13 protein-coding genes are annotated in these 11,983 nt (G+C 42.2%); 11 read left to right on the top strand and 2 right to left on the bottom strand.

Annotation, left to right across the window (positions count from 1 at the left end; all coding sequences use genetic code 11):
* The first annotated feature begins 121 nt into the window (after nucleotides 1–121).
* From rimP to rnhB, 9 genes are read left to right on the top strand one after another with little or no spacing between them, the layout of a single operon-like run.
* Entirely contained in the window at nucleotides 122–583 is a 462-nt protein-coding gene (gene rimP / locus PSN35_RS03555; protein WP_300029526.1) for a ribosome maturation factor RimP, read from the top strand.
* Between the two features lie 9 nt (nucleotides 584–592).
* Complete coding sequence (gene nusA / locus PSN35_RS03550) at nucleotides 593–2,068, top strand: transcription termination factor NusA (protein ID WP_300029523.1); 1,476 nt, start codon at nucleotides 593–595, stop codon at nucleotides 2,066–2,068.
* 56 nt (nucleotides 2,069–2,124) lie between these two features.
* Nucleotides 2,125–4,575 (top strand): translation initiation factor IF-2, encoded by a 2,451-nt coding sequence (infB, locus tag PSN35_RS03545; protein ID WP_300029519.1) that lies wholly within the window; start codon nucleotides 2,125–2,127, stop codon nucleotides 4,573–4,575.
* Nucleotides 4,576–4,581: 6 nt separating this feature from the next.
* On the top strand, nucleotides 4,582–4,923 hold the full coding sequence (rbfA, locus tag PSN35_RS03540; protein ID WP_300029516.1) for a 30S ribosome-binding factor RbfA: 342 nt from the start codon (nucleotides 4,582–4,584) through the stop codon (nucleotides 4,921–4,923).
* A gap of 9 nt (nucleotides 4,924–4,932) precedes the next feature.
* Entirely contained in the window at nucleotides 4,933–5,844 is a 912-nt protein-coding gene (truB, locus tag PSN35_RS03535; protein ID WP_300029513.1) for a tRNA pseudouridine(55) synthase TruB, read from the top strand.
* Between the two features lie 15 nt (nucleotides 5,845–5,859).
* Complete coding sequence (locus tag PSN35_RS03530) at nucleotides 5,860–6,498, top strand: hypothetical protein (protein ID WP_300029510.1); 639 nt, start codon at nucleotides 5,860–5,862, stop codon at nucleotides 6,496–6,498.
* An 8-nt stretch (nucleotides 6,499–6,506) separates the two neighbouring features.
* Nucleotides 6,507–7,781 (top strand): phosphoribosylamine--glycine ligase, encoded by a 1,275-nt coding sequence (gene purD, locus PSN35_RS03525; protein WP_300029507.1) that lies wholly within the window; start codon nucleotides 6,507–6,509, stop codon nucleotides 7,779–7,781.
* Nucleotides 7,782–7,811: 30 nt separating this feature from the next.
* Nucleotides 7,812–9,068 (top strand): D-amino acid dehydrogenase, encoded by a 1,257-nt coding sequence (locus PSN35_RS03520; protein WP_300029504.1) that lies wholly within the window; start codon nucleotides 7,812–7,814, stop codon nucleotides 9,066–9,068.
* Nucleotides 9,069–9,641, top strand: coding sequence for a ribonuclease HII (rnhB, locus tag PSN35_RS03515; RefSeq protein WP_300029501.1), 573 nt, complete (start codon nucleotides 9,069–9,071; stop codon nucleotides 9,639–9,641).
* Here rnhB and PSN35_RS03510 read toward each other — a convergent pair.
* On the bottom strand, nucleotides 9,638–10,378 hold the full coding sequence (locus tag PSN35_RS03510) for a BON domain-containing protein (RefSeq protein ID WP_300029498.1): 741 nt from the start codon (nucleotides 10,376–10,378) through the stop codon (nucleotides 9,638–9,640). The genes rnhB and PSN35_RS03510 overlap by 4 nt on opposite strands.
* A 6-nt stretch (nucleotides 10,379–10,384) precedes the next feature.
* On the bottom strand, nucleotides 10,385–10,756 hold the full coding sequence (locus PSN35_RS03505) for a YraN family protein (protein WP_300029495.1): 372 nt from the start codon (nucleotides 10,754–10,756) through the stop codon (nucleotides 10,385–10,387).
* On the opposite strand from PSN35_RS03505, the gene rsmI reads away from it, so the two are divergent.
* Both rsmI and PSN35_RS03495 read left to right on the top strand, forming a co-directional pair.
* Nucleotides 10,755–11,636, top strand: a complete 882-nt coding sequence (rsmI, locus tag PSN35_RS03500; RefSeq protein WP_300029492.1) for a 16S rRNA (cytidine(1402)-2'-O)-methyltransferase — start codon at nucleotides 10,755–10,757, stop codon at nucleotides 11,634–11,636. The genes PSN35_RS03505 and rsmI overlap by 2 nt on opposite strands.
* Nucleotides 11,637–11,737: 101 nt before the next feature.
* Nucleotides 11,738–11,983, top strand: a 246-nt coding sequence (locus tag PSN35_RS03495) for a (2Fe-2S) ferredoxin domain-containing protein (RefSeq protein ID WP_300029489.1), incomplete at its 3' end; no start/stop codon positions are given.

Below are 11,983 nucleotides of genomic sequence, written 5' to 3'. Positions count from 1 at the left end.
GGTTTTTGTTATGTGTAAAAACATAAATAATTAAGAGTTAAGTAAGCACTATGCTAGAAAATTTTAGCAAAGACCCCGGTTATCTAGCAAGGTTTTTGTTATGTATAAAAAGATGAATTGAATGGCAAACATAACAGAAAAAATTACTGAATTAGTTAACCCAACCTTAGAAGACATGGGTTATGAACTGGTGGGCATAGAGTATATTGCCAGCGGTAAGCACAGTATTTTGCGTGTTTTTATTGATACGGAAAACGGTATCGGCATTGAAGATTGTGAGAAGGTTTCTCATCAATTAAGCGCTATTTTTGATGTAGAAGATCCAATTACTGGGCAATATAATTTAGAAGTGTCTTCGCCAGGCATTGAAAGACCGTTGTTTCATATTGGCCATTATCAGCGCTTTTTGGGTAACGACATTAAGCTGCGTATGGTTAGACCCATTGAGGGCCAGCGTAAATTTAAAGGCTCGATTGGCAGTGTGAGTGAATTAAATCACACCATTGAGCTAGTAACAGAATTAGGTTCAGTGACACTGGACATTGATATGATTGAAAAAGCGAACTTGGTCGCTGACTTTTAGGAGAAAAACATGGACGGTAAAGAATTATTTTTGATGGTTGAGGCTATTTCTAATGAGAAAAATATCTCAAAGGAAGATGTATTTGAATCATTAGAAGAGGCTTTGGCGGTTGCGACAAAGAAGCGTAAAGAAATTGACGCACATGTTGAAATTGACCGTAAAACAGGTGAATTTCATACCTTCAGACAGTGGATGGTGATCGACGATAAAGAGAATTTTGTTGATGACGATGGCACGCCTTTTGACCCTGAATTACACATTTATGAAAAAGATGCGAACGGCGTTGCAATTGACGACTTTGTTCGTGAGCCAATTGAAACAGAAGCGTTTGGCCGTATCGCTGCGCAAGTGGTTAAGCAAGTTATTATTCAAAAAGTGCGCGAAGCAGAAAGAGAGGTGATTGTTGAAGACTACACTAAGCGTGTGGGCGAGGTAATCATGGTAACGGTTAAGCGTGTTGATCGCGGCAATGTCTATGTTGACATGGGCGGTGTTGACGGCATGATTTCTAAGTTTGATTTAATTCCAAATGAATCAGTGCGTAAGAATGATCGTTTAAGAGCCTACATTAAAGAAGTTAAATCATCAGTACGTGGTGCGCAAATTTATCTTTCGCGTACGGCGCCAGAAATGATGATTGCCCTATTTGAAATGGAAGTGCCGGAAATTTCTGAAGGCGTGATTGAAATTATGGGTGGCTCTAGAGATCCGGGTTTGCGTTCAAAACTAGCAGTTAAGGCAAAAGATAAGCGCCTAGATCCAATTGGCTCTTGTATTGGTATGCGTGGTGCACGCGTACAAGCAGTGTCTAATGAGCTAAATGGCGAGCGTGTTGATATTATTTTATGGGATGAAGATCCGGCTCAATTTGCTATTAACGCTATGGCGCCTGCAGAGATTAGCTCAATTGTGGTAGACGAAGAGCGTAACTCAATGGATATTGCGGTTGAAGAAGACCAACTAGCTTTAGCTATTGGTCGTGGCGGTCAAAACATTAAGTTGGCTGCACGCTTAACTGGCTGGAAGTTGAATGTTATGTCAACAGCAGATGCAGATGAAAAGCAAGCAGAAGAAACTCAAAAGGCCAGTGATAAATTGGCTGACAAGCTGGGCGTAGATAGCGAAGTAGCTGGCGTATTATTGGAAGAGGGTTTTGAATCAGTTGGCGACATTGCTGATGCGGATGCTGATACACTAGAAAATATTGAAGAATTTGACGCCACTATGGTGGAAGAGTTGCAGGAACGTGCAGCTGACGCACAGTTAGTACAAGCATTAGGTGATGCAGATGCGTCTGAAGCGCTAACAACGGTTGAAGGTGTTGATGAAGATTTAGCAGACGCTTTGATTGAAGCTGAAATCACCACGGTTGATGATTTGGCAGAGCTATCTATTGATGAACTGTTAGAAATCCAGGTAATGGATAAAGAAAAAGCCTCAAGCATTATTATGACTGCAAGAGAAAATGAAGGGTGGTTTGATTAATTAGTTGTACTTAACAATAAGGCACTCTTAATCACAACAAAAAATAGGCAAGCATTATGGCACATACGGTTGAAACATTATCCAAATTACTGAAAAAAACACCCGATGAGGTGATTACAATTCTGGCATCGGCGGGCATTGAAGGTAAGCAAGCAGATTCTAGTATTTCTGGTGAGGAAAGAAAAATCCTCATGGGCAGTTTATCAAAGCGTTCATCGAGCAAATCAAGTATGTCTGTTTCGCGCAAGCTTAGTAGCAAAACAACCAGCAATACCGGTGGCGGCGTTAAGGTTCAAGTTAAGAAAAAGCGCGTTAAGCAAGCGCCTATTGAAGCTGGTGATCCTGTTGCTAATGAAGCAGCCCTTGCAGCGCAAGCGGCACTTGAAGTAGGGCGTGAAGCTGATGAAAAACTATTGGCTCAAGATGCCAAGCGCTTGGAAATGATTCGATTGCAAAAAGAACAAGCTGAAGCCTTAAAAGGCCAACAAGCAGCAGTAAAACAAGAGCAGGAAGAGGTCAAGAAAACTGAAGAAGTTAAAGCAGCACAACCAAAAGAAGATAAATCTGCAGAAGAGAAAAAGCCAAAGCGTATGCGTAATACCGCTGCACCAAGTGGTAATGCAGGGCGTAGACAGCTGCATGTAGCCAAACACAATCCAAACCGCAAACTGAAAAAGAAAGACAGAACTCGTCTTAGTCAAAAGACTCAAGATGAACAAGCACAACACGGCTTTCAGAAGCCGGTTGAAAAAGTGGTTCATGAAGTGGCCGTGCCAGAGACAATCAAGGTTAGTGAGTTAGCACAAAAAATGACCACCAAGGCCGGTGAAGTATTAAAAGTGCTAATGGGCATGGGTGTAATGGTAACGCTAAATGATGTGATTGACCAAGACACTGCTTTGTTAGTGGTTGAAGAAATGGGGCACAAAGGTGTTGCTAGAGCCGAAGAAACGGTTGAAGATACATTAGTTGAAAAATCAAAGCCAACGGGCGATGAAAGCCTTAGGCCGCCGGTAGTAACCATCATGGGTCATGTTGATCACGGTAAAACATCGTTGCTTGATTACATTCGAAAAGCCAAGGTTGCTGATGGTGAAGCAGGTGGCATTACTCAGCATATTGGTTCGTATCAAGTTGATACCGATAACGGCAAAATTACCTTTATTGATACGCCGGGACACGCAGCATTTTCAAAGATGCGTTCACGCGGCGCCAATGCGACTGATATTATTATTTTAGTGGTTGCGGCCGATGACGGCGTGATGCCACAAACCATTGAGTCAATCAAGCATGCGCAGGCAGCCGGTGTGCCAATAATTGTTGCTATTAATAAAATTGATAAAGAAGGCGCAGATCTTGACAAGATTAAGCAAGTGCTTTCTACGCATGACGTCATCTCCGAAGATTGGGGTGGTGATGTAATGATGGTGCCAGTATCGGCCCACACGGGTGAAGGTATTGATGCACTACTTGAGGCCATTACCCTAACTGCAGAAGTGTTAGAATTTTCAGCAGTTACTAAAGGACCAGCAAACGGTATCGTGCTAGAAGCCCGTTTAGAAAAAGGCCGTGGTAAAGTGACGACAATTCTAGTTCAATCAGGTACGTTGAAAAAAGGCGACATTATGATTGCCGGCTTAGAATACGGCAAGGTTAAGCAAATTGTTAACGACCAAGGCAAGGTGCTTAAAGAAGCTGGCCCATCTGCCCCGGTAGAGGTGCTAGGCTTATCAGGTGTGCCAAATTCTGGTGACGAAGTATTGGTAGTAGAAAGTGAGCGTAAAGCACGTGAAGTGGCCGATTTTAGAAAAGCCAAGGAACGTGAAGCTGAATTGCAAAGACAACAAGCCTCTAAGATGGATAACTTCTTACAGAAGATGGAAGAAGGCGATGTGTCAACGGTTAATGTATTACTTAAATCGGATGTTCGTGGATCAGCGCAAGCGCTGGTTGAGGCATTAGAAGAATTATCTACCGACGAGGTTAGGGTTAAGGTGGTGTCAAGCGGCGTGGGCGGCATTAATACTACCGATATTACCTTGGCAGCAACATCAGAAGCGCTGGTTTTAGGTTTTAATGTGCGTGCTGATGCGGTGGCACGTAAGACAGCTGATAGCGAAGGCGTGCGCATTGAGTACTACTCAATTATCTATAACCTAATTGATGATGTGAAGGCGATTATGAGTGGCTTGTTAAGTCCAGCACTCAGTGAAAATATTATTGGTATTGCTCAGGTTAAGGATGTATTCCGTTCACAGAAATTGGGCGATATTGCAGGTTGTATGGTTGAAGAAGGTGTGGTTAGAAAAGACTCGCCAATTCGTGTCTTGCGTGATAGTGTGGTGGTTTATGAAGGTGAATTAGAATCATTAAGACGCTTTAAAGACGATGTTAAAGAGGTTAAATCAGGTACAGAATGTGGTATCGGTGTTGCTGGTTATAATGATGTTCAGCCGGGCGATCAGATCGAAGTATTTGAGCGTGTTGAAACGGCGCGTACACTTTAAGCATTCATGCCAGCACAACAAGACTCATTTCGTATTGAACGTATTAACGAGCTTGTTCGTCGTGAACTGGTTACCTTATTAAAAAATGAAACTAAAGATCCGCGCCTTAGTGGCGTGGTTGTTACTGACGTGTTAACGAGTCGCGATCTAAGTGCTGCCAAGGTTTATTACACCGTGGCAACAGAAGATAAGGCAGAGGTTGATATTTTGCTTAAAAAAGCAGCAGGTTTTTTTCGCACAAGATTGTCCAAAACCGTTGATCTGCGTCATACACCAGCCTTGAGATTTATCTTTGATCCTGCACCTAATACCGGTGCCAGGATTGATGATTTATTATCTAAACTATAACTTATAGCCATGTCACGGCGCAATCCTAAAGGCAGAGAAATTAATGGCATTGTGCTTTTGGACAAAGACACCGGCCTAAGTTCAAACGCTGCCCTGCAACAAGTAAAGCGACTTTTTTTTGCTAAGAAAGCTGGGCATACGGGCAGTCTAGATCCGTTGGCCAGCGGCATACTACCAATTTGCTTAGGTCAGGCAACCAAAGTGGCACAATTTTTACTGGATGATGACAAGCGCTATTTTGTTCGTGGCAAACTGGGTGAGATGACAGATACACTTGACTCTGAAGGTGAAATTGTTAAAACACAAGCATTTGAACATTTAAAAGAAGCTGAAATTATCGATGCAGTCATGAGTTTTCAAGGCGATATCTTACAGGTTCCGCCCATGTATTCGGCACTCAAAAAAGATGGACAGCCTTTGTATAAACTAGCCAGACAAGGTATTGATGTTGAGCGACCGCCGCGCCCAATCACCATTCACAATATCGATTTTATTAGCTATGAGCAAGGTGTTGTTACCCTTGAAGTTAGCTGCTCTAAAGGTACTTATATCCGTAGCTTAATACAAGATATTGGTGATAAATTAGGTTGTGGTGCGCATGTGATTGAACTTAGGCGTACGGGCTTTACTCATATTGATATTGCCCAAACCATTAAATTCTCAGAGTTGGAAGGCTTGGCCACGGATGATTATCAATTACTAGACGAGAAAATATTTGCCACTGAGGATATGCTGCCAGACATTGAAAGTATTTCGCTTAATGCACAACAAGCTAAGGACATTAGATTTGGTCGAAGTATTTTATGTGACAGGCAAGGCCTGTCACATAAGGTTAAATTGTTTGATCAAAGTCAAGTGTTTTTAGGCATTGGTGAGCCTGATGAAGATGGCGGTATTAAGCCCAAACGATTATTTGTTTAATCTATAATTTGTCATATGAACACAGAAAATAAGAAAAAAAGCGCTTTAGTTGGCTACGGGTTTGATGAAAACCTAATGCGCAGCGTTAAGGGTGACGAAAGCTTAAAGGACAGTGTTTATAATCGAGAGCGTACGCATAATATTGTTGATAAAAATATTGACGATTTACTAGAAGTGATTTTATTTTTGCTGCTGTCTACCGGTGTTTTTCGTATTGTCATTGGCCTTAACAACGGCGAGATCAAAACTTCCTCTGTATTTGACCCGTTTAATGTTGAAATTCATTTGGCGCAAGATCTATTAGAGCCAGACTACGTGTTTCATCACTTTGGCATGATTGCTTTGGATGAAAAAGAAGCCTTGATTAAGCGCTACTATGAAATGCTAGAGCATGATCCAGCGTTTGATTATCTTTCGGATGAGTGGCAAGCAGCCTTTCATGACCGTAACCAAATTATGAAGCAGTTAACCGATGAAGATGAGCTGAGATATATCATCGATCATATTCCAGCACTTAGAAATTTGGACGGCTATTATCTGCGCTCGACCGTTATTAATTTATTTAACTCGACCATTTCTATGTCGTTTAACTGCGATGGAACGCAGATTATGTCACATAAGAAATTTAGAGAATTTATCGAAGAATACGTATAGGAAAAAATATGAAAGTTTTAGTTATTGGTGCGGGTGGTCGTGAGCATGCACTGGCTTGGCAATGTGCCAAATTTGATGAAGTAACAGAAGTGTTCGTTGCACCTGGCAATGCGGGTACGCAGTTAGAAGAGAAACTAACCAATGTTAATGTTGGCGCTGAAGATATTGACGGGCTCATTAAATTTGCACAAGATAATCAAATCAACATTACTATTGTGGGCCCCGAAGCGCCACTGGTTATTGGTGTGGTTGATCAGTTTCAAGCACAGGGTTTGGCTATTTTTGGCCCGACAGAAGCCGCCTCACAATTAGAAGGTTCAAAGGCTTTTTGTAAGGATTTTCTTGAGCGCAATAACATTCCAACCGCTTACTATGATGTGTTTACCGAAGTGGCTCCCGCACTACAATATGTTGAAGAAAAAGGCGTGCCAATTGTTATTAAAGCTGATGGCTTAGCCGCTGGAAAAGGGGTTATTATTGCCAATACGCAAACAGAAGCGGCGGATGCGATTAATGATATGCTAGAGGGTAATCGTTTTGGTGAAGCGGGTTCACGCGTGGTGATTGAAGAATTTTTAGTGGGCGAAGAAGCCAGTTTTATTGTCATGGTAGACGGCAAAAATATCTTACCAATGGTAACGTCTCAAGACCATAAAGCTCGCGATAACGGCGACAAAGGCCCTAATACCGGTGGTATGGGCGCTTATTCGCCTGCACCAATTGTGACCGATGAAATTTTCCAAAATGTTATGGATAGTGTTATTCGACCAACCGTTGACGGTATGGCTGCAGAAGGTAATAGTTACACCGGTTTTTTATACGCCGGCTTGATGATTGATACTCAAGGAAAGTCTAAAGTGTTGGAATATAATTGCCGATTCGGCGATCCTGAAACACAACCAATTATGATGCGCTTAAAGTCAAACCTGGCTGAACTAAGTCTACTGGCAACCAAAGGAAAACTTGATGAGGCTAATATTGAGTGGGATGAGCGTAGCTCAATGGGTGTTGTGTTGGCAGCCAACGGCTACCCAGATGCCTATCCATCAGGAGAAGTTATTGGTTTGCCACAAGACAGTTACGAAGCTAAAGTTTTCCATGCAGGCACTAAAATGAATGGCAATGATGTTGTTAGTAGTGGTGGTCGAGTCTTATGCGCAACAGCACTAGGAAAAGACACAAAACAAGCACAAGACAACGCCTATGCATTACTAAACAAAATTGACTGGCCTACGGCTTATTATCGAACCGATATCGGTTTCAAGGCGCTTGATAGCAAGTAGCATAATGCGATTTTTTGTGGCTCGGAATAGATGAAAGTTATCGTTGCGGGTAGTGGCATTATAGGTATTGCTTCTGCCTATTATTTGGCCAAAGCTGGCCACGAAGTTACTGTTATTGAGCAAGAATCAGAATCTGCATTGGGCACTAGTTTTGCCAATGCAGGGCAATTATCATACGGCATGTCATCGCCCTGGGCGGGTCCAGGAATTCCAATCAAGGCCATGAAGTGGCTGGTGGCCAAATATGCGCCTCTAGTTATCAATCCAAAACTAACTTGGTTGACGATTAAATTTTTGTTTAAAATTTTAAAAAACTGCACAGCCGGCCGTTACAAAATTAATAAATCTCGAATGGTGCGAATATCGCAATATTCAAAACAAGCAATTGCCGAGGTGGTAAAAGAACATGGTTTTGATTTTGAGCTTCGAAGCCATGGATTGTTACAAGTTTTTAGAACTCAGGCGCAATTAGAAGCGGCACAAAAAGACATGGCGGTGCTTGATGCTTATCAGGTTAAGTATCAGAAGCTAGACGTTGCAGGCTGTATTGAAGCTGAGCCAGCGCTTGTCCATGTTAAAGATAAATTAACAGGCGGGTTGCGTTATCTTGAAGATCAAAGCGCTAACTGTTTCTTATTTGCCAGCCACTTAACTCAAGTGTGTAAAGCAATGGGGGTTAAATTTGACTTCAATGTGAGCATTGAAAAAATCAAATTTGACCGTCAAAAAGTTACCGGCATTCAAACGGATAAAGGTGATTACACGGCAGATAAATATGTGATTGCTTTGGGCAGTGATTCTGCAGACGTACTGAGCCCACTGGGCATACACTTGCCGGTTTATCCAGTTAAGGGCTACTCTATTACCATGCCTGTTAAGCGTGATCTGGATGCGCCACAAGGCACGCTCATGGATGAAACTTATAAGGTTGCTATCACAAGACTGGGAGATTTTGTACGCGTTGCTGGCATTGCTGAATTGACAGGCTATGATAAAACCCTGTCAGCATCTGGTGATCGTATTACTCAGTTTGTTCTGAAAGATCTATTTCCAAAGGCAGTGGAACAAGTGCCTGATGATCATCTTTGGGCAGGATTGCGTCCAATGACGCCTGATGGCACGCCAATTATTGGCAAAACGCCTTACAATAATTTATTATTGAACACAGGACACGGCACACTTGGATGGACTATGAGCCTAGGATCAGGGAAAATTATCAATTCCATTGTGTCTGGCGAAACACCAGAAATAGATATCGAAGGGCTTGATATGTTTCGATACCAATAAATGGCCAGTCAATTAGTTATTATTGGTGTTGATGAAGCGGGCCGCGGGCCATTGGTTGGCTCGGTGGTTGCGGGTGCGGTTATTCTTCCCCAAGATTTTGATTTGCCCGAATTAACCGATTCTAAAAAACTCAGTGAAAAAAAGCGCGAAACGCTCTATGAGCTTATTACCCAGCAATGTCAGTGGGCGGTTGGCGAATCAACCCCACAAGAGATTGATGAAATCAACATTCTGCAAGCAACCATGCTAGCTATGAAGCGCGCTGTAGAAAATTTAAACACTAAATATGATCAAGTATTGGTAGATGGAAATCGTTGTCCAGAACTTGAGAATTGCACAGCAATTGTTAAGGGTGATTTAACTGAACCAGTAATTTCAGCGGCATCGATTGTTGCCAAAGTAACGCGCGACAGGCAAATGGCAGAACTAGACCAACAGTATCCTCAATATGGTTTTGCTAAACACAAGGGTTATGGCACTAAAGCACACATGGAGACGCTCAAACAATATGGCGCTATTAGTGGCCAGCACCGATTCTCTTTCTCACCTGTTAAGCGAGTAGCACAAAACTAGAAAGGGGTGCCTTCTGCACTACCGCCCAAGGCTTTTAGTTCTTGTTTGAGTTTGGCTTTTTGCGCGTCAAGTGCAGCTTGTTGCTTTCTCAACTCAGCTTCTTTCTGTGCGGCTAATTCGCGTTGGCGATCACGCTCAATTTCAGCAGCTGGACGCGTTTTTAAATACTTAAACAGCTTAACCACTTTTTTTACACCTTTGGCTTTGCTCGCTACTTTAACCGCTTTGTCGGCTTCACGTTTGGTTACAGCGCCCATTAGATACACGGTTTGATTTTCAGTCATCACACGTATGTGAGTTGGGTGAAACACTTCTTGGTCATGAAATAAAGCTTCTACTTGCAAGGTGATGGCTGAATCTTTAGCGCGACTGAGTAGCCCGCTATTTGGGCCAACGTTAATCTCGTTAAATACTTGGGTAATTTTAGCGTCTTGTAATTGTGCCTGTTTGGCAGCGTAATTACGTAAGTTACTAGAAGCTGCTTCGCCAGTGATCAGTACATTTTTGTCATACACCATAAAATTTAAATGGGCATCTTCTAACGCTACGTCTGTAGATGGCCATGCAAATAGTCTGAAAGCGATTGTTCGATCGTCTAACACTTCGCCGGCTGTGCGTCGATCATTGCTAACCGTAATAACTGTGCTAACAGTTGAGGCGCCTTGAATCACGGGCAGACAGCCACTAAGTAAAAAAGTATTGGTCAATAAAAGTGCGGAAAGAATGATTTTTTTCATAATTGTTTAAGCCTCAAAAGCGTCTTTAATCCAAGTAATTTTAGGATATTTTAAATCAGATTCTAGTCCAACAACATCGAACCGACAGATATATTCTTCAAACTCAGCGTGTTGTTGTAGATAGTATTGCGCTGTACGAATGATTTTTAGTTGTTTGGCATGATCAACGGTATCGGTAGCAGCGCCAAAGACAGTATTTTTTCGATAGCGAACTTCAACAAAAACCAACACTTTTTCAACCTCATCTAGCATAATGATGTCTATTTCACCAAAACGCGCTAGATAATTTTGCTCAATCAAACTAAGACCATGCGCTATTAAATGGTCGAGGGCGAGTTGCTCTGCTTGATTGCCAATTTTTCGCTTAAAACTAAACATGTCTGGAACGCTTTATATTGTTGCTACCCCTATTGGAAATCTTGATGATATCACGTTTAGAGCGGTTGATACGCTAAAGTCAGTTGATGTCATTTTGGCAGAGGATACGCGCCATTCAAAAACCTTAGTTAATCATCATGAGATCAGCACACCACTGAAGGCCTTTCATGAGCACAACGAGACTCACAAAGCACAAGCAGTGATAGAGGCGGTTTTAGCCGGTCAAAATATCGCACTGATTAGTGATGCTGGTACGCCGCTAATTAGCGATCCAGGCTATGTGTTAGTGCGTGAAGCCAAAAAAGCAGGTGTTAACGTGTCACCCATTCCTGGCCCAAGTGCCATGATTAGTGCCATGAGTGCGGCAGGTGTTGCGACTGATAGGTTTGGTTTTTTTGGCTTTCTACCCAGTAAAAAGTCAGCCAGACTCAAAGCCATTCAAGCCATTGCACACATTGATCAAACCGCTATTTTTTATGAATCGCCCAAACGTATTTTGGCGTGTACACAAGATTTATTGGCCGTGCTAGGTGATGAGCGTGTTGTGTGTTTGGCTAAAGAGTTAACCAAATCGTTTGAGACCATAAAAACGGATAATATCCCAAACTTACTAAATTATCTACAAGAAGATGTAACGCATCAGAAAGGCGAGTTTGTGGTGTTAATTTCTGCAGTTGATAAAGACAGCAAAGTCCAGGGCGAAGAACAGCTGGATAAAATATTGCCTATCTTGCTCACTGAAATGGGCGCCTCAAAAGCGGCAAAATTAGCCGCCAAAATAACAAACATTGATAAAAAGCACTGTTATCAACGTGCAATTTTGACTTCGTCTTTATCCTCTTCTGCTGTGTTAGATTCTAAAAAAGACTCAATCTCATAGTTGCACCTATGTTCAATCGTCTTTTTCAGAAGTCGCCTTGCAGAAAAGAAAAATACTCGCCAAAAATTCTTTTAGAAACACCCTTGAGTTAAAATAATCAAATGAATTACTACACACGCCACATTTTCTTTTGCAATAATCAACGTAAAGACGGTAAGTCATGTTGTTCGCAACTTGGCGCCAAAGCGATGTATCGTTATGCCAAGGATAAGTGTCGAGACGCCGAACAAATGGGCGAAGGTAAAATTGGTATTAGTGAATCTCGCTGTCTAGGCAGGTGTGAGCACGGGCCAGTGGCTGTGGTGTATCCAGATAATGTTTGGTATCAATACATTGATGAAGAAGAT

It is taken from the genome of Candidatus Thioglobus sp. (assembly GCF_028599055.1).
Classification (GTDB): Bacteria; Pseudomonadota; Gammaproteobacteria; order PS1; family Pseudothioglobaceae; genus Thioglobus_A.
Note: the sequence above shows the minus strand (reverse complement) of the source record. Positions and strands in the feature narration are given on the sequence as shown.